Origin of the sequence: Streptomyces sp. NPDC098101 (genome assembly GCF_044760185.1) — a bacterium.
In the GTDB taxonomy this organism is placed as follows: Bacteria; Actinomycetota; Actinomycetes; order Streptomycetales; family Streptomycetaceae; genus Streptomyces.
On record NZ_JBIWAS010000001.1, the window covers coordinates 1,234,685 to 1,252,229 of the forward strand.

At 72.1% G+C, this 17,545-nt stretch carries 17 protein-coding genes and 1 pseudogene; 5 read left to right on the forward strand and 13 right to left on the reverse strand.

The annotated features are described in order from the left end of the window. Positions 1-13: 13 nt before the first annotated feature. Positions 14-541 (forward strand): isopentenyl-diphosphate Delta-isomerase, encoded by a 528-nt coding sequence (idi, locus tag ACIQVI_RS04985; RefSeq protein ID WP_403592264.1) that lies wholly within the window; start codon positions 14-16, stop codon positions 539-541. A 58-nt stretch (positions 542-599) separates the two neighbouring features. Here the strand turns inward: idi and ACIQVI_RS04990 are convergent, their stop codons facing one another. Beyond that, positions 600-974: a MerR family transcriptional regulator gene (locus ACIQVI_RS04990; protein WP_403591150.1), complete on the reverse strand. Its 375-nt coding sequence runs from the start codon at positions 972-974 to the stop codon at positions 600-602. Positions 975-1,032: 58 nt separating this feature from the next. On the opposite strand from ACIQVI_RS04990, the gene ACIQVI_RS04995 reads away from it, so the two are divergent. Next, entirely contained in the window at positions 1,033-2,241 is a 1,209-nt protein-coding gene (locus ACIQVI_RS04995) for an MFS transporter (RefSeq protein WP_403591152.1), read from the forward strand. Between the two features lie 44 nt (positions 2,242-2,285). Then, positions 2,286-3,164, forward strand: coding sequence for an NADP-dependent oxidoreductase (locus tag ACIQVI_RS05000; RefSeq protein WP_403591155.1), 879 nt, complete (start codon positions 2,286-2,288; stop codon positions 3,162-3,164). A 58-nt stretch (positions 3,165-3,222) separates the two neighbouring features. Here ACIQVI_RS05000 and ACIQVI_RS05005 read toward each other — a convergent pair whose 3' ends face one another. The 5 genes from ACIQVI_RS05005 to ACIQVI_RS05025 all read right to left on the reverse strand — a co-directional run bounded on the left by ACIQVI_RS05005 (position 3,223) and on the right by ACIQVI_RS05025 (position 8,100). Beyond that, the gene (locus ACIQVI_RS05005; RefSeq protein WP_351974195.1) at positions 3,223-3,729 is read right to left on the reverse strand and encodes a MarR family transcriptional regulator; all 507 of its coding nucleotides are present in this window, start codon (positions 3,727-3,729) and stop codon (positions 3,223-3,225) included. Between the two features lie 167 nt (positions 3,730-3,896). After that, entirely contained in the window at positions 3,897-5,096 is a 1,200-nt protein-coding gene (locus tag ACIQVI_RS05010) for a sulfotransferase (protein ID WP_351974196.1), read from the reverse strand. Positions 5,097-5,231: 135 nt separating this feature from the next. After that, positions 5,232-5,930, reverse strand: a complete 699-nt coding sequence (locus ACIQVI_RS05015) for an HAD family hydrolase (RefSeq protein ID WP_403591159.1) — start codon at positions 5,928-5,930, stop codon at positions 5,232-5,234. Positions 5,931-6,001: 71 nt separating this feature from the next. Then, the gene (locus ACIQVI_RS05020) at positions 6,002-7,129 is read right to left on the reverse strand and encodes an oxidoreductase (RefSeq protein ID WP_403591162.1); all 1,128 of its coding nucleotides are present in this window, start codon (positions 7,127-7,129) and stop codon (positions 6,002-6,004) included. Further along, positions 7,123-8,100, reverse strand: coding sequence for a ScbA/BarX family gamma-butyrolactone biosynthesis protein (locus ACIQVI_RS05025; protein ID WP_403591165.1), 978 nt, complete (start codon positions 8,098-8,100; stop codon positions 7,123-7,125). Before ACIQVI_RS05025 ends, ACIQVI_RS05020 begins: the two co-directional genes overlap by 7 nt. 436 nt (positions 8,101-8,536) lie before the next feature. Between ACIQVI_RS05025 and ACIQVI_RS05030 the strand changes: the two genes are divergently transcribed. Then, positions 8,537-9,112, forward strand: coding sequence for a hypothetical protein (locus tag ACIQVI_RS05030; RefSeq protein ID WP_403591168.1), 576 nt, complete (start codon positions 8,537-8,539; stop codon positions 9,110-9,112). Positions 9,113-9,325: 213 nt separating this feature from the next. On the opposite strand, the gene ACIQVI_RS05035 is transcribed toward ACIQVI_RS05030, so the two are convergent. Continuing rightward, the gene (locus tag ACIQVI_RS05035; RefSeq protein WP_403591171.1) at positions 9,326-9,793 is read right to left on the reverse strand and encodes an RICIN domain-containing protein; all 468 of its coding nucleotides are present in this window, start codon (positions 9,791-9,793) and stop codon (positions 9,326-9,328) included. Between the two features lie 380 nt (positions 9,794-10,173). Further along, entirely contained in the window at positions 10,174-11,043 is an 870-nt protein-coding gene (locus ACIQVI_RS05040; protein WP_403591174.1) for a hypothetical protein, read from the reverse strand. A 1,287-nt stretch (positions 11,044-12,330) separates the two neighbouring features. On the opposite strand from ACIQVI_RS05040, the gene ACIQVI_RS05045 reads away from it, so the two are divergent. Then, complete coding sequence (locus ACIQVI_RS05045) at positions 12,331-12,993, forward strand: class F sortase (protein ID WP_403591177.1); 663 nt, start codon at positions 12,331-12,333, stop codon at positions 12,991-12,993. Positions 12,994-13,291: 298 nt separating this feature from the next. Here ACIQVI_RS05045 and ACIQVI_RS05050 read toward each other — a convergent pair whose 3' ends face one another. The 5 genes and pseudogenes from ACIQVI_RS05050 to ACIQVI_RS05070 all read right to left on the reverse strand — a co-directional run bounded on the left by ACIQVI_RS05050 (position 13,292) and on the right by ACIQVI_RS05070 (position 16,562). Continuing rightward, positions 13,292-13,483 (reverse strand): hypothetical protein, encoded by a 192-nt coding sequence (locus ACIQVI_RS05050; RefSeq protein WP_403591180.1) that lies wholly within the window; start codon positions 13,481-13,483, stop codon positions 13,292-13,294. A 353-nt stretch (positions 13,484-13,836) separates the two neighbouring features. After that, positions 13,837-14,220 carry a hypothetical protein gene (locus ACIQVI_RS05055; protein ID WP_403591183.1) on the reverse strand — a complete coding sequence of 128 codons (384 nt, stop codon included), beginning with the start codon at positions 14,218-14,220 and terminating at the stop codon, positions 13,837-13,839. Between the two features lie 463 nt (positions 14,221-14,683). Beyond that, positions 14,684-14,923 (reverse strand): helix-turn-helix domain-containing protein, encoded by a 240-nt coding sequence (locus ACIQVI_RS05060; protein ID WP_403592267.1) that lies wholly within the window; start codon positions 14,921-14,923, stop codon positions 14,684-14,686. Positions 14,924-15,071: 148 nt separating this feature from the next. Further along, positions 15,072-15,683 (reverse strand): annotated as a pseudogene (locus ACIQVI_RS05065) (hypothetical protein); the annotation flags it as partial. Positions 15,684-16,124: 441 nt separating this feature from the next. Continuing rightward, positions 16,125-16,562 (reverse strand): hypothetical protein, encoded by a 438-nt coding sequence (locus tag ACIQVI_RS05070; protein WP_403591186.1) that lies wholly within the window; start codon positions 16,560-16,562, stop codon positions 16,125-16,127. Between the last annotated feature and the right edge of the window lie 983 nt (positions 16,563-17,545).

Consider the following 17,545-nt stretch of genomic DNA (forward strand, 5'->3'; position numbering starts at 1 on the left):
CCCCGCCCCCGTCATGCTGGAGCTGGTGACCCCGGACGGAGAGACCACCGGCAGCGCGGAGAAGCTGAGCGCCCACGCCTTCCCCGGCACGCTCCACCGGGCCTTCTCCGTGTTCCTGCTCGCCCCGGACGGCCGGCTCCTGCTTCAGCGCCGGGCCCTGACCAAGTACCACTGGGCGGGCGTGTGGTCCAACAGCTGCTGCGGCCACCCCCACCCCGGGGAGGACCCGGCGGAGGCGGCCGCCCGCCGCACCGCCGAGGAACTCGGAGTCCGGCCGGACGGGCTCCGGCCGGCCGGAACCGTCCTCTACCGGTACGGCGACGAGGCCTCGGGGCTCGTGGAGCACGAGTACAACCACCTCTTCGTCGGCGCCCTCACCGGGACTCCCGCGCCCGATCCGGCCGAGGTCCACGAGACGGCCCTCGTCGACGCCGCCGGGCTGGCGGACCTGCGCGCCCGGGCGCCCTTCTCGGCCTGGTTCCCCGCCGTGCTGGACGCCGCGCTGCCCGAGATCCGCCGTACGGCCCCCGGCGGCTGGTGACCCCGCACGCGCGGACGCGCACGGGGTCACGCGGGAGGTACGCCTCCGGGGCGGCGGTTCAGGCCGACTGGAGCGCCGCCCGCCGCGGCTGCGCGTCGATGACCCGGTCCAGGATGCCCCGCGAGGACCGCAGCTCGTCGATGGCCCGGGTGATCCGCTCCCGCTCCTGGCGCAGCTGGGCCACCAGGTCCGGGCACACCGGCACGAGCTCCTCGTTCTCCGTGCGGACGCAGGGGAGCACCCGCGCGATCGTCTCCGTCGTCAGCCCCGCGGTGAGCAGCGTGCGCACGCGCCGCACCGTCTCGACGTCCTTCTCGCAGTAGACGCGGTAGCCGTTGGGCAACCGGGTGGGGCTGAGCAGGCCCTGCTCCTCGTAGTAGCGCAACAGGCGCTCGCTCACGCCCGTCTGACGCGCCATCTCTCCCATGCGCATGAATCGGCCTCCTCGCTCGCTTGACTCTCACACTGATGTCAGACTTTAACGTCTCCCCATGAGAAAAAGCTCCGTGATCCTCACCGCGCTGTGCGTCTCCGTCTTCGTGGTCGGAACCTCCGAGTACCTCATCGCCGGCCTCCTTCCCCAGGTGGCCGGAGACCTCGGGGTCTCGGTGGGGGCCGCAGGACAGACCGTCACCGCGTACGGCCTCGGCGTGGTCGTCGGCGGCCCCGTGGTGACCCTGCTGACCGCGCGGATGCCCCGCAAGGGCCTCGCGCTCTCGCTGATGCTGCTCTTCGCGGTGGGCAGCGCGGTCAGCGCGTTCGCCGGTTCGTACGAGGTGCTGCTGCTCGGCCGCGTCCTGTCGTCCTTCAGCCACGCGGCGTTCTTCGCCCTCTCCCTGGTGGTCGCCAGCAAGGTCGTCCCGGCGGAGAAGGTGGGTCGGGCGACCGCCGCCGTCGTCTCGGGCCTGACCGTGGCGACCCTCCTCGGCGTCCCGCTCGGCGCGCTGCTCGGCGAGCGGACCAACTGGCGCACGCCCTTCGTCGTCCTCACCGTCCTGACGCTGCTCGGCACCGCGCTCCTCGCGGCCGTCCTGCCGCGCCAGGCCGCCGAGTCGGCCGGCGCCCGCGCCGAGATCCGGGTCATGGCGCAGCGCCCGGTGCTGCTCGCGATCGCCACCACCGCGGTCGGCTTCGCCGGCGTCGCCACCGTCTTCACCTACATCGCGCCCCTGCTCACCGAGGTCACCGGCTTCGCCGCGTTCGTCGTCTCCGTGCTGCTGCTCGCCTACGGCGCGGGCAGCTTCCTCGGCAACATCATCGCGGGACGGCTCACCGACCGGGCCCCGGCGGCCACCCTGCGCGGCGTCTTCGCCGCACTGGCCCTGCTGCTCGCCTGCACCCCCTTCGCCGTGACGTGGAAGCCGACCGCCGTCCTCGCCGTCCTGCTGCTCGGCCTGCTGGCCACCGCGACCATCGCCCCCCTCCAGGGCCTGATCCTGCGGCACGCCCAGGAGGCCCCGACGCTGGCCGTCTCCGTCAACGTGGGCGCCTTCCAGCTGGCCACCGCCATGGGCTCGGCCGTCGGAGGCGTCATCGTCGCGGCGGGCGCGCTGCGCTGGACCGGACTGGCCGGCGCGGTGCTCAGCGCCCTCGGCCTCGCCATCTCCGTCTACGCGCTGCCCCGGAAGTCCAAGGCCGCGAAGGGCGAGGCGCCCGAGGCCGGCACGGCCGCGACCTCCCCCGCCCCCACCACCGTCTGATCCCCCTTTAGAGATCCACGAGAGAACCACAAGGAGTTCCTGTCATGCGTGCGGTACAGATCGATGTCCACGGCGGACCCGAGGCCCTCGTCGTCCGGGAGGTCCCGGACCCGCAGTGCGGTGAGGGCCAGGTCCTGGTGCGCACCGTCGCGAGCACCCTCAACCCGGTCGACTGGAAGACCCGGGCCTGGGACGTGGGCCCCGTGCTCCCGGCGACCCTGGGCTGGGACCTGGCGGGCGTCGTCGTCGCCAGCGGGTCCCCGGAGTTCGCCGTGGGCGACCGGGTCATCGCGATGTCGGCGCAGGTCGCCACCGGGCGCGGCACCTGGGCCGAGCTTGTCGCCCTTCCCGAGCACCTGGTGACCCGCGCGCCGAAGAGCCTGTCGCTGGTGGAGGCCGCCACGCTCCCGCTCGCCGGGACCACCGCCGTACAGGCGCTCGACAAGCTGCGGCTCAAGCCGGGCGACCGCCTGCTCGTCACGGGCGCCGCGGGCGCGGTGGGCGGCCTCGCCGTCCAGCTCGCCCGGCAGTCCGGAGTGGAGGTCGACGGCCTGGTCTCCCGGCCGGAACACGTCGAGCCGGTACGGGAGCTGGGCGCCGGTACGGTCACGGACCTGGTGACCGACCTGCCCGAGCGGGCGTACGACGCGGTGTTCGACACGGCGGGCGTGGACGTCACCGCGGCGCTCGTCGAGGGCGGCGGCTACGTCTCCGTCTCCGACGACCCGCTGCCGGACGTGCCGGGTGCCACCAAGAGCTACGTCCAGGAGAGCGCCAAGGACCTCGCCGCCCTCGTGGAGCTGGTGGACGCCGGCCGGCTGCGGGTGCGGGTGGCCGAGTACCACCCGGTGACGGAGGTGCGCGCCGCGCACGAGCGCTTCGAGGCGGGCGGCCTGAGCGGCAAGGTCGTACTGCTCTTCTGACCCTTGCGGGCCGCGCGGCCGGTCCCGGTGGACGGGGTCCCGTCCGCCGGGGCGGGGCCTACCGCTCCGGCAGGATGCGGGTGAGGAGCGGGGAGAGGGCGGGCGAGAGCGCCGCCATCTCGAAGGCCGTGTGGAGCTCGCGGCTGAAGGTCTCGGTGTAGTGCTCCAGCTCCCGGTGACCGGCGTCGGTGAGCCGGATGACGATGCAGCGCCGGTCGTGCTCGCTGTGTCCGCGCTCGACCAGCTCGCTGCGCTCCAGCCGGGTCGCGACCCGGCTCAGCGTCGACTGGTTGACGCCCATCTCGTCGGCGAGCTCCTGCATCTGGAGCGCCTTGGGGGCGGCCTGCCGGATCGTGCTCAGGGCGATGAAGTCGGTGAGCCCGATGCCGTGGGAGCGCATGAGCTTGCGCTCCAGGATCTGCGAGACGTATCCGGAGAGCCGCGAGAGCTGCCACCAGACGTCGAGGGTGGGGTCCTGCGTGGCGCCGCGGTCCGCCGTGGGACCGGTGTCCGACTCCGTGTCGCCGTCCGACGCCGACCTGTTTCCGCGGGACGTCCGCACCATGGCTCAACCCTCCAGCCTCACCCCGCCTCGGCGGCACGAGAATCACACGACGGTATGCAACCCCCGTAACGCGACCTTAACAGATGCAGAGTCATGTATTAATGTTTTCTCCGCGCAAGAATATGCCGATCTCGGAGAACGGCGCGATCGCCCCCCTCCGCCACCGGTCAACAGGAGGGAAGACCCCACCGCCGACAGTACGCGGCCCGCAGGGCGCGGAAGTCCTCGGGGAGCGTCGTCTCGTCGGGGCGGGCGAAGTGGCTTTCCTCCAGCGTCCCCTCGAACTGGCTGACCTGCTCCAGGACCCGGCGTTCTATCCCGCCGGGCAGGGGGACCCCCGCGAACTCGCAGATGCGGCGAACGGTCAGCAGCGGCGTCTGCACCACCTCGGCGTGGGTGACGTCCAGGACCGCCGCCCCGGGCGGCGCCGGGTCGGACCAGCTCGGCACGGTCATCGCGGCGCCCAGCTGTCCGGCCCACTCGGACGTCGCCTCGACCGGGTCCACCCGCGTCGACCAGGCGCGGCGCCGGGTCGTGCTGACCCCGACCACGTTGGAGAGGGACTCCAGGGGGTCGCGGTGCACCCTGATGACCCGGGCGGTCGGGTACGAGGCGAAGAGCGAGGGCAGCTGGAGCGAGTGGAACTCGTTGACGAGGAGCGGCGTGCCGCCGCTCACCCGCTGCAGGATCACCGCGAGCGCGTAGCGGTGGAACTCGTAGGCGGTGGTGGTGTCCTGGGCGTGGAGCCAGCGCGAGTAGGACGGGATCCGGTACTCCAGCGCGGCGGAGAAGGTGTGGAACGCGTACGTCAGGAGCAGGTGGTCCCCGTAGGGGGCGCCGAGGTCGGGCGGCCTGAACCCGTCGCGCTGGCCCAGGTGCGACCAGAGCGCGCGCTCGAAGGGGTCGTCGGAGGCGCCCGCCGCCTGCCAGGGGTGCCACTCCGCGGAGGGGGAGAGGATCTCCCACAGGGAGGGGATGTTGAACGCCGAGTGCTGGTTCAGCAGGCGCTGGAGCCGGTAGAGGCCGGTGCCCGGCAGCCCCAGGACGAACACCGCGTCGTCGCCGTAGAGTTCGGGGTCGACGGCGTGGGCCTCGACCAGCTCGCGGACCTTGATCTGGTTGCCGAGGGCGGACACGAGCCGCCGGCGGGCGACCTCCACCCCGGCCGGCGTCAGCGCGGCCTCCTCGGTGAGCGCCTCGGCGAGCCGCTGGTAGGCGGGGACGAAGCAGGGGGAGAGGGAGCTCGGCTCGGCGCGCTGGAGCTGCGCCGCCGCGAAGAGTTCGTCCAGGTCGAAGGCGGCCGGCCGGCGTGACCGTGGGGCGGTGAACTCCTTCGTTCCGCAGGACGCGGCATGTCGGTTCACCATCTGATCCCCCCTCGTGCGCGGACCGAGCGAGCGTAACCCATCGATGACGACGACACGGGCTCTCAGCTCGAATGTAAGATCGAACACAGCCTGTTGTCGACGCCTGACCACCCGTGTCCGGACCGGGGCCGGGCGTCAGTCCCCGCCCGGGAGCCAGGGGCCCGTACGAGCCGACAGGCGCCTCCAGCCGAGCCGTTCGGCGTGCTCCAGCAGGACGGGATCCTCGCCGACGACCCCGGCCCGGCCCACCCCGGTCAGCAGGGGGAGGTCGCTGGAGTGGTCGCCGTAGGCGAAGCACTCCCGGGCCGGGATCCCGCTCCGCGCCAGGAACGCGCGCACGGCCGCGACCTTCGCCTCGCCGATCATCGGCCGGACGACGCCGCCGGTGAGGCGCCCGTCCGGGCCGACGTCCTGCTCGGTGCACAGCAGCCGCTCCGCGCCCAGTTCCCCGGCCAGTTGCTCCAGGCACGCCCGGTGCGACCCGGAGACCAGCACCACGGCGTGGCCGGCGGCGCGGTGCTCGTGCAGGGCGGCCAGGGCGGCGGTGACGAACGCGTCCGGTCCGGTGCGGTACTCCGCGTACCACCGGCGGCCGGCGGCCAGGAACTCCGCGACGGGAATCCCGGCGAAGGCCCGGTAGTACTCCCGGTTCACCTCGGCGCGCCGGCCCTCCTCGCGGCCCCTCGCGAGCAGTGCGTCGATCGACGGCAGCAGCCCGGGTTCCCGGGCCGCCCACCACCTCCAGAAGGCGACCATGCTCTTGGCCGGGATCAGCGTCTCGTCCACGTCGAAGAACGCCACCGCGCGCCCGCCGCCACCGGACGCGGGGAGCACGGCGGACGCGGAAGGGCCGGTGGACGCGGACGCGGAAAGCCCGGCGGGCGCGCCCGGTTCGGCCGGGGCCGTCACGCGGGGCTGCCCAGGGCCAGGCGGGCGTAGTCCTCGGCCGCCGCCTCCGGGTCGAGGGCCGCGTGGGCCGTGACGGCGAGGACGTCCTGCCAGGGGCGCCGCAGCGGGTGGTCGTCCATGAGGCCGCCCGCCCCGGCGGCCCGGAAGAGCCCGTCGACGGCCCGCGCGCACAGCGCCGCCGCGGCCGTCGCGTCGCGCCGGCACTCCGCCGCGGCCAGCGGCGTCACCGGCTCCGCTCCGTCCGCCCTGCGGGCCACGTCGGCCAGGAGGAGCCCGGCGGCGTGGATCTCCGACGAGGCGGCGGCGAACGCGCGGAGGCGCCGGGGGGAGGAGCCCGGCACCCGGGCGATCCAGGCCGACCGGGCGGCACGGGCCGCGCCGAGCGCGGGCGCCGCGAACATCAGGGCTGCCACCATCGGGTACGGCACGCCGTGGCAGCGGGCCGCGCCGGGAAGCGGCGCCGCCAGATCGGCGACGGTGAAGGAGCGGTGCGCGGGCACGAACACCCCGTCCACGGCGACCGTGTCGCTGCCGGTGCCCCGCAGCCCCAGGGACCGCCAGGTGTGCCGCACCTCCACGTCGGCGCGCGGGACCGCGAAGACCCGGTGGTCCCGCGTGCCCTCCACGGCTCCCGGGGTCCAGCTGCCGAGCAGCACCCAGTCCGCGTGGGCCACCCCGCTCGCGTACCCCCAGCTTCCGTCGAGCCGCCAGCCGTGGTCCACGGCGACCGCGCTGCCGCTCGGCGGCACCACCGCGGCCGCGACGCGGACGTCCGGCGACGCGCCCCAGAGGTCGCGCCGGCCCTCCTCGGGCAGGTACGCGGCCAGCCGTCCGTGCGCGGCGAACAGGGTGGCGCACCAGGCGGTGGAGGCGCAGGTCTCGGCCAGTTCGGCCGAGGCGTCCAGGAGGTGGCCGAAGGTGCCCGCGCCGCCGCCCCAGCGCTCGGGCACGAAGTGCCGTGCGAAGCCCGCCCGGGACAGCGCCCCGGCGATCTCGGCCGTCAGCCGGCGCTCCTCCTCGACGCGGGCGGCCAGGCGGGCGGCGATCGGCGCGACCGCCGCCGGGTCGAGCGGCGACTCCCTTCGCCCCTGGGGTACTTGTGCGGACGGTGCGGCGTTCAGCACGGCAGCGCCTCCTGGAACTCGTCGTCCGCGAGCACGGCGCGGACCAGCGTGCGGTCTCCCTGGGCGGCGGTGAGGACGAGCCCCTCCTCGGGGCCCGTGCCGCGCACGGCGGTGACGACCACCGGCCGGTCGAACTCGCCGAACTGCGTGTAGTCCACGGCGAAACGGGGGGAGGAGACGTTCGCGTCCCGGTGGCCGGCCGTCCCCGACGACCGGCGGCGCGTCACGCGTGCCGCCTGGAGCAGGGCTTCGAGCAGCACCATCCCCTGTATGTGGTCCGACTCGTGGTCGAAGAGGACCGGGTGCGACCGGTCCATGGTCAGCAGCCAGGAGTTCGCCGGAAGCCCGTCCGCCGCGGCCAGCAGCACGTCGCGCGCGTGCCGCCGCCCGACCTCCTCCGGGGCGAGTTTCCTGCCGGGCCCTGCACCGAGCAGGGGGGAACCGGCTTCTCCCGCCGCGCCGTTGCGGCGGCGCAGCACCGCGTACTGCCGCGCCGGAAGGGCGATCCAGCGCACCGAGGCCCGCGCGTGGCGCACGCCCTCGACGTGGATCTCGGCCTCCAGCGCCATGTCGACGCGGGACGGACGGCTCTCCGTCCGGGTGCTGGTGATCTCCATGACCACCGGGAGCGCCCGCTCGCCCGCGTGCGGCAGGCCCGGGGGCGCCACGTCGGCCTCGATGCGGTTCATCACCATCACCCGGTCGCCCGAGTGGTCCATGCCGTGGAAGCGGTGGCTGAGGTGGATGGCGGCTTGGCGCACCGACTCCACCACGAAGGTCGGGTCGCCGAAGCCGCGCGGATCGGGATGGTAGAGCGGGTGGTCGCCAGGCCAGAGCGCGGCGACCGTGAAACGGTCGTTCCCCGTCCTGGTCGCGCCGGTCAGGAGCACCTGATCCGCGGCGGCCTTGTGGACCTCGACCGGGGGAAGAGTCGGACGCTGAGCCGTGACCGTGACGTCGGACGAATTCATGGACAAGGCAGGCTCCTCGGGAATGGTTTCGTTGCCGGGTCAAGGAACGTTCAATGCAAGATCCTATATAGGTAAATCTTTTTTATGTTACGGAAGCATAAATTCCGCTTACTTCCCTGAGAGGGAAGGCGGAGGGCCCCCTGCCGACACGCCGGTCGATCCGGCCCCGGCCGCCGCCCGTTCGGCCGGCGGCTCCCCTCCCACCCCACCCTCCTCCGCCCGGCCGAGGCCACCGAGCTGCGGAAATGTGTCACCTCGCCCGCCCGCGACGCGGGCCGGCCGACGGCCCGGGCGGCGCGCGTCACCCGCGCGCGCTCCCTTCGCCTGTGGAATATGCCGCGTTCTGCTGCGCGGGACTCCCGCTCCTCGGCATCGTAGGACGCGGCGTACCCGAAGGCGGTCTGCTTCGTCGGAACCGGTGCGGAAGGGGAGCGGTATGTGGGAGCGGTACGGGGCGGACGGCCACGTGGGAGCGGTCGGGGTCCTGCTGGAGGACGGGAGCGAGCCAGGCCCGGTGTTCTTCGACACCGGCAGCGGCGGACACGTCCACGAGTCCACCGCCTGGCCGGTCTACGACGGCACCCTGCGGGCGCCCGTGGCGGCCCGGATGCGCGGGAAGTGCGCCTGCGGGTGGCGCGGCGAGACCGACTATCCGATCGACTGGGAACTGGTCGACCGCCGTCATCCCGAGGAGTACGACACCTCCGGTCCGGAGGGGGACTGGGAGCGGCACATGGACGAGGTCGCGGCCCGCATGATCCCGCTGCCCGAGGACGTGACCGGCCTGCTGAGCCGGCTGCGCGAGCGCCTGTCCGAGATCGACGACGAGGACCCGCTCGCCGCGCTGCGGGTGGTGGGCGAACTGGAGGCCATGGCCTCGTCGATCGGCCCGTACGCCGCCCGCCGCATCGCCTTCGAGGACGTCCCGGACGAGGCCGTCGCCGAGGGGCTCGGCATCACCGAGGCCAAGGCCCGCTCGCGCCTGAACCGCTACGAGTTCATGGACCGGTGACCACGGGAGGCGCCGAACTCCGTCTGTTCCGGCTCGCCCTCGGCCACCAGCGCCCCTCCCGCGACCTCCGCAAGAAGAACAATCGGCAGGAGGGGGGCGGATGGTCCGCTTCCGTAGCTACCCGGCTCCCTCGGTCGGATGCGGAATCGTACGGCTACGAATGCACGGGCAGCTGCCGTGGCCGGGTCGTCGGGCAGGACGCTCTGCCGTGTGCTACTCCGCGACCACTGTCGGTACCCAGTCGTAGTTCAAGTCGTTGCACGTGACGGTCTTGACCTCCGAGTCGATGTTGGCCAGCAGACACAGGCCGGTCGCGACGTTCTTCAGTTCGAGGTGGCCGTTGTCGTTCTCCCGGTACAGCCACTGCAAGTGGAAGTTGTTCACCGAGCAGTTGCTGGTGTAGACGCTCTTGCCGCCGCTGTCGAGACAGCGGTCCGTGGCGACGTCGCGCAGGATCACCTTGCCCGAGCCCCGGGGAATCCACTGCCACTTCTGGTAATCGTTGTCGCTGTCGCAACCGCCGGTGTAGACGCTTCCGCCGCCGTTGCTGTCCAGACACTTCTCGGTGAACGATTCCTTGAGCAGGACGATGCTGTCCTCGGGAGGAACCGCGGCGGACGCGGGGGAAGCGAGGGGAAGGACGAGGGCCGCCGTCACGCCGACGATAGCTCCGATACGCATGGGGTCTCCTTGACACTCCGGCCGGCACCCGGCCGATCATGGAGGGTCAACGAAGCGCTACCCGGAAGGTTTCGGCGTTTCCGGCTCGGGGCGCTGCCCTTCGAAGGATCTTCAAGGGAGGTCGATTGCCCGTTTTCGGAACCCGGTGAAGGCCTCATGGAGATCGCCCCCTTGCGTGAGACAAGGGGGCGATCTCCCTTTTGTTCCGGCCGGTCCGTGCTGTTGATGTGCCGGGTGCCCTCTCCTCGCGACACTTCATGTCAGAGACCTATGACGGAGCCGCCGGCTGCCTTTCCTGATGGATATGGAAGGGCGGCCGACGGCTCGGGGGCCGCGAGCCTTACGAGACGCGGTCCTGCAGGTGTGGGTGCCGCCTGCGGTCAGCTGCCGTACTGGATGCGGACCGCGCCGTTGCCGCCGTTGGCGCCGGACCCGGAGCCGCCGCTCCAGGAAGTGGACCCGCCGTGGCCACCGGATCCGGCGACCTGGCCGCCAACGGACGGGCCGGCTCCGCCGGTCCCGCCGGTGAAGCTGTCTGCTCGCTGTCCGTTCTGGCCCCGGACGGTGGGGGCGTTGACGGTGACGCCGCTGCCGGACACCGCGACGCAGGCACCGGCGAGAGCTGCCATGCCGGGGTTGCCCTCTGGGAGAGTGCTGGTCAAGGCGCCGCGACCGCCGCCGAGACCGCCACCCAAGCCACCTGCGCCACCGAAGGCCGTGAATGCGGCCTGGCTGGAACCGCCACCGCCTCCACCGCCGGGAGCGGTGATCAACAGCAGCGAGCCCGAGCTGCCCACTGTCGTGGCTCCGCCGCCTCCACCGCCGCCGCCGTCTCCGGGAGCACCGCCGAAGCCGCCTCGAACACCGCCGAGACCGCCGCCGACGCCTCCGGCGCCGCCTTCGCGGTCTTCCGTTCCGCCGCCGCCTCCGCCGATGGTGAAGGTGAGTGTGGTCGGCGTCGTGCGAGTGGGAAGCTGCACGGTGCAGTTCACCGCGCTGCCCGCACCCGCGCCGCCGCCTCCGCCCCAGCCATGGGTGTAGGCACCTCCGCCGCCACCGGCGCCCCACGCGGTGATGGTCACGGTGTTCACCGAGGCCGGAATCTGCACACTGCCGGCGCCCTGCGTGGTGAAGGTCTGGTCGTACGGTGCCGCCATGGCCGCAGGAGCCAGGCCGGTCGTGCTGATTCCCAGTGCTGTGACCAGGGCTGCCGAGGTGCAGCCGGCCAGAGCAGTCGAACGAAGATTCACGCTTGCTCCGTCTCGTACTTGAGAGTCTTCCGTCGGCCATTCTCGAGGAAGCCCGCAGCACGATTCTGTGCACAGGGAAAGCGGCATCGCACTGGCAGCACGTCAGGGATTCAGCGGAATGCGCCTACTCGGGGCGGCGGATCAACTTGGTGCCCTTTCCCGATCGCTCTCTCGAAGCATCTCGACAAAGAAGATGAGGGCCCGCTCGGCTGTGTGCGCACCGGCTTCGTGACCGTTTGGCCCTGCGAGGGACCATGCTGCCGATCGCTTGAAACGATCCCTTGGGAAACGGATTTATTTTCCTGCCCCGGTATCCGCGATGCGCACCGGTCTTTCCTGGAAACGCACGGCGGGGGCGAACCTCGTCGTGGTGGAGCACTCGATTCCGCGCTCGCTTCGCGGACCCCGTAGCGGCCTTTTCGCCGTGCGGCGCCGACTCACTCTTGTGGGTGCCGGGATCTTCACTGTCCGCGTTCGGTCCCGGGCTTCGTTGAGCTGGTGGTTTTCAACTCTCTTTACATGACACGCCGGTGCCCGGCCGGCCTGTGCGGGGCGGTTCGAGGTGCGCGGGAGGCGGGAGTTGGTTCTGCTCGTGTTCGCAGGGCAGTGGATTTCCGCTACTTCCGGCGGCGCACGGGCGCCGCGCCCGCTTCCCTGGGGAGGTTGTGTCATGCGATCGATAACTCTCGCCGTGTCCGCCGTGGTTGCGGGTGCCGTCCTCTCGGTCGGCGCCCCCGCGGCCGTGGCGGACACCGCCATGGGCTCCCAGGGCACGACCGCTGCGTGCGCCACGGCAGCGGCGACGGCGGAGAAGGCGGAGGCCGAGTACAACGCGCTCCTGAAGGACTACCAGGAGATCATCAACGACGGTGGTCACCCCGACCGGTCCCAGCGGGAAGCCGTCGAGGAGGCGAAGAACGAGATGTACTCCACCGCCTCCGAGGCCGCCCGGGTCTGCCCCGACGCCAAGAAGCAGCCCTCCGGTGCCATGCACACCGGCCTCGGCGGGACGAGCGGTGTCGGTGGTGACCAGACGGCCGCGGGGGGGCGCGGCGGGGGGGGGGGGCCGGCCCGCGGGGGGGGGGGGGGGGGGGGGCCCCCCCCGCCGGCGCCGGGGGGGGGGGGGGGCCCCCCCGCGGCCGGAGCGGTCCTTCTGGTGTTCCGCCGCCGCAAGGCCGCCGACCGGCCCTGACCGGCACGACACCGGGCCGCCGGTCCGCCCGTCTCCTACCCGGGGCCGCGCGGACCGGCGGTCCTTGCCGCGCTGCCGTGAAAGGGGAACCCCTCGTGCACCGCACTCCTGCCGGACAGGGCCGACAGGTCCTCCCCGCCCTGTGGGCACTGCTGGCCGCCTGCGCGGTCCTCGTGCTCATCGGGACCCAGCACCCGAAGGCGGCTCCACCGCAGCCCGCCCCCGCCGCCTCGGCCACCGGTCCACGTGCGTCCGCAGCACTGCCGGACGCGGCCGACGTCTCCGAGGCTCCGGCTCCCACCCTGCCCGCCGCCGTGCCCATTCGGGTCCGGATTCCATCCATCGGGGTCGATGCCCCGCTCACCGGCCTCTCCCTCGAAGCCGACGGCCGCCTCGCCTCACCGCCTCCTGACCAACCCGCCCTGGCGGGCTGGTACCGCGACGGCGCTCCTCCCGGCACCACCGGCACCGCGATCATCGCCGGCCACGTCGACACCGCCCGCGGCCCCGCTGTCTTCTACGCCCTGGGAGCCCTCACCGCCGGATCGCTCATCCTCGTTGACCGTGACGACGGGCTCACCGCCACCTTCCTCGCCGACTCGGTCGAGGTCCACGATGCCGACGCCTTCCCCGACGAACGCGTCTACGGCGCGGCCGTTCGCCCCGAGCTCCGCCTGATCACCTGTGGCGGCGGCTATGACGAGAAACGACGCCGGTACAACGGAAACGTCGTGGTCTACGCCCACCTCGTCGAGTAGTGGGGCCATGCATGAAGGGGAACCAGCGGATACGGCGGGTTCCCCTCGGTGGCGCCTGGATCGATGCTGCGGGCCAGGGCCCGGAGCGGGAAGTGCCGAGGACATCCGTCCTCCCTCCCGCCGTGGTGCTCGTGCCGATATGCGTGAAGCTCTGACTGCCGCCCACGGCCCCGATGGTGTACGCCCCCTCCACCATGTGGTGGCCTTCAGGGAGGCGGTCCCTCCGAGACGCGGAGCTCTCACCCCGAGAGGACGCCGGACGAAGTCCTTTGCGTCCCAGAAGCGTTGACGTAAGGCGTTACTGGCCGACACGGCGCTCGTACTCGCCGGGCTCGGCGTCTCGCTGGCGGAAGCGGAGACGGTCGGTCGACCCCTCTGTCAGGGCGGGGGAGGTGCAGTGGCCGACGATCCACAGGGACGGGACGAGGGCGGCCAGTTCGCACAGCTGGTCTTCGGAGAGCGCCTTCCACCACGGCGGCGTCCACTCCACCGACCACCCCCTTGAGGGCGGGCGTCACCGGTGGCGGTGAGGGTCCCCGGCCCGACCTCCCCCGCTCGCGGTCGGGGCGACCCCCTTTCGCCCGTTGCCCACCCGTCGGGTCGGGTGGGTCCGCATGGCGCGGGTATCGTCCGTCGGACCGTACGTCTCCCTGGCCGGCGGCTGGGGTCAGCCGATCATGGTCGGCGGTCGTTCGGTGCGCCGGGAAGGGCTGAGAGGCGCATCAGGCGAGCTGGGATGGTTCCCCGGCCCCGTTCATGGCCTGGCTCCGGTTCCCCGTGGACAGACGTACGGGGAACCGGAGCCAGTGACGGGCCGAGGGACGGCTACTCGCAGAGCACGGTCTAGAACAGGGGGAGGAGCCGGTTGACCATGCCCTGGCTGGTGATCCTGCCCGCACCGAGGTCCTCGACCGTGAGCAGGGCGGAGGTGACCTTCGTTCCTCCGTTGGCGCACACAGGGTTGGTGAGGTTGGTGGCGCCCTGCCCGGAGTAGTCGTTGATCGGGTAGGTGGCCTGGATCACGCCGGGGGCGAAGGTGAACGATGCCGCCAGGGCGTTGGCCTCGCTCGCGCCCAGGGTGGTGATGGTGCTGCCGACGAGTTGGGCACTCGCCGTGCCGCTGCTGCCGCCGGAGGGAAGATACGTCGCGGTCAGGCTCAGAGCCTGCCAGTCGGCGAGCTGTCCGCCGCAGGAAGCGGCGGATGCCGGACCGCCGGCACCGATCACAAGTCCACCTGCGGTCAGAAGCACCGTCGAAACGGTGGCCATGATTCTCGTTCGAATGTTTCTCATGCTTCCTCTTTTCGTATTCTCCCGCACGTTTCCAGGGTCTCGGGGCCCGGGCGGAACACCGTGCCCCACGTGCCGGCAAGGAGGGGAGGGAGCACCGTCGCCGGTGGTGGGAAAATCTCAACACGCTCTGTGGAGATCGGCATTCCGAGAAAGGAGGCGATCGTCTCACGGAGAAGGGAAACCACACTTCAAGAGGTGAATGACAATGAGTCGAGGTTCCTGAACTCTTGCCGGAGAACGCACTTGGTTTCCTGTTTTCCGCACGCGCGCGTGGGGGAATGTTCCGCGCGCCCGGAGCAGAGGCATGGTGCCGTGGCAGCCGAAGACACAGGTCGGCGCCGATTTCATGCTGGGCCGGACCTCGGTCTCGCCGGCCTGCCACCGGCGTTCCGGCGGGTCAGCCACGGAGGGTCTTGGAGGGCGGTCTGCCGTATGCGGCGCGGTAGTACACGGAGAAGCGAGGTGGGGTGAAGCCCCAGCGCCGGGCCACCTCCGCGATGGTCACCGCACCGGGCGCGGCCGCGCGGAGCTCCTGGTGGGCGTGCTGGAGACGGACGCGGCGCAGGTAGGCGGTGGGGGTGGTACCGAGATGGTGCTGGAAGGCCTGCTGGAGGGCGCGGGCGCCGACTCCGGCCAGGGCGGGAGAGGGAGGCGGTGCTGTGGGGGTGGAGGGGAGCGTCGTGCATCGCGTCCAGGACTCGGGTCACATAGGCGGGGCGCGGACCTGTCGCGTGGATGTCGTCGAGCCGGGCACGCCAGGGATGCCCCGCCGACAGGAGCAGACCGGTGAGCAGATGGTCGCGCAGCTGGGGCAGGATCAGCGGGTGCGCGTACAGGCTCGCGCTGCCGCGCTGAAGGTCCTTCCACGCGATGTCGACGATGCCGGCCCACGTCGCCCCGGGACCGCGGGCGATGTCGAAGGTCCCGTCCAGGGCGACGAAGCGGGGCACGGGGGCGCCCAAAAGCTGTTCGAGGTGAATCCGCAGAGCATCGAGGCCGACCATCAACCCGCGGGCGAGATCAACGGTCCCACGCTCCATGCGGAACTCGTGGCCGGGGGCGAGGACGCCCGCGGTACGCCCGGCGGCGGCGATGTGCTCACGGGGACCCTGGTTGAAGCGCATCGCTCCGCGCAAGGGGATCTCCACCCCGACGGCGCCGGTGGCCCGGCACGTGAACGAGCAGCCGGGGCTGGCCTGGCCGGTGCCCAGGACGACCCCGTCCCCCAGGGGCAGCGCGCTCATGCGCATGCGCAGCCGACCGCCCAGAGGGTTCTGCACAGCCGTCATGCCCAGAAGAGGGCCCAGCACGTCATGTGCCGCGTCCACCCCGTCCACGCTGATCACGTGGAGAGGGCCCGGCTCACCCGTGGTCATGCCGAACCAGCCTTTCGCCATCCCGTCCCGGACCTCGTCCGGCCCTATCCGAACGCCCCATCAACGAGCCTTCACCCTCCGCGTCACGTCAGAACAGGAGCACGAGCGGCTCACACGGTCCAGGGGTCGCGCGGATGGCGGCCGACCGGCCGGGAAGCCGGTCGACCACATGCGTGTGGATCCAGCGGGCCGCACCTGCGTCGGGGAGTCCGGCTGTCTTCGACGACGCGTCGGGGTCCACGGCTCCGGGGCGGTCGTCCCGCGTGGCACCGGCGAACCGGTGTGCCGCTCACGGGGGCACCGCCGGACACGACGAGGCTCCCGGCACGTCGTACCGGGAGCCTCCTGCGGGACAAGGCCCGAACGGGGGCCGGTCCTTGTCCCGCCATCAGTGCGAAGCGCCTTCCGGCGGCGTCCTCTGTCGGTTCGCGGGGCTGCCGGCAGGGGCACGGGACCCTGAGGTCAGAGAACCCGGTTCATGCCGGCGAAGCCCACCGTCTGCCCGTCCACGAGGATGCTGAGGCCTGCGTCGGTCACCCTCCCACCGGGATTGCACTGGAATGCCTCCAGCCGGATCTGCGCGCCGTTCTGACCGGCCCACGTCAGGGTCGTGCCGCTGAGGGTGACGGGCGAGACGGCACTGTTGAGGTAGGACGGGTAGAAGGTCCCGACCGCGGTCGCGGTGAGGCCGGCCAGGGTCACGGTCACCACCGCCCCGCTGCCGGAGCCGGGCTGCGGCGGCACGAGACCCTCGTACACCGCCGTCAGCCCGAACGTCTCCCAGTTCCCCAGAGTGCTGCCGCACTCGGCGGCCTGGGCGGCGGGAGCGCTGAGGGCGACCCCGGACAGGGCCAGGGCGAACGCGGCAAGTGTGGCCGCTACAGGCCGACGCTTGTTCATGGAGCACGGTTTCCCATCTCATGGAGAGGCCTTCGTCCCCGGAGTCCTGACACCGCTCGGGAGAAAGCCGGTTGCGTACCTGTCCGCTCAAGTCGGCAGGTCACCTCGGAGGGCCCGGGGCTGAGACGAGAATCGACCGGAACTCGCATCGGCCGCGAGTCGACACGGCCTTTCGTGGACGTGACCGAGAGCACCCGTTCGGTGCAAAAGCTGGAATCCGCCTGTCCATAAAACGCAGACCGATGTGCCCGAAGCGCAGAGGTTTCCCTCCTTCGGCAACGGGTTCTCCGAAGCGCGGAAATCGGAAACTCGCGTGTTCCGTGATGTAGATCAGCGCATTCGGGCCCCCGGCACACACGTGTGAGACCTGCCATTCGGATCCGCGGCGTACGGTCACGAGGACTTCCCCCGTCCGGCGTCACGGCCCGGTCCCCGAAGCGGGCGACTCCCATGGCTTTCGACCACTCCCGGAAGTCAGGAAAGGTGGCGGCGGGATGCCCGCACCGGCTGCCCGCCAGCGGTACCCACTACCGCCGGGCCGGGTGGCTGATGCGGCCTGCCCGGTCCTCGCGGTCCGCCGCCCGTGCCGTTCTCTCGCCACCTTCGGGATGCCGCCGGCCCACGAGGGCGCGGACTGTGAAGGTCTTCGAAGCGGTGACCTGAGGGAACGCAGGGGGCGGGGGCGCCAGGGTCACATCCGGCGCCAGAGGAGGTCGTCGCGGTCGTATCGCCGGGTGCGGCCGGGAGCCACCGTCCGCACGCGCGGGTCCCGGTCCGAGGCCACCTCGACCCAGGGGCCCGCTCCGCCACGTCGTCCGGGACCGAGACGTCGAGCGGCCTCCAGCCCGGAGCGTCGGGCGGGGTACGGGTCGAGGCGACGCGGTAGTACACGCGACGACCGGTGCGCAGCCTCTCCCAGGCCGCCTCAGGCAGCCGGTACGAGCCGACCTCGCGCACGTCGGCGACGGGGCAGGGGTAGTAGG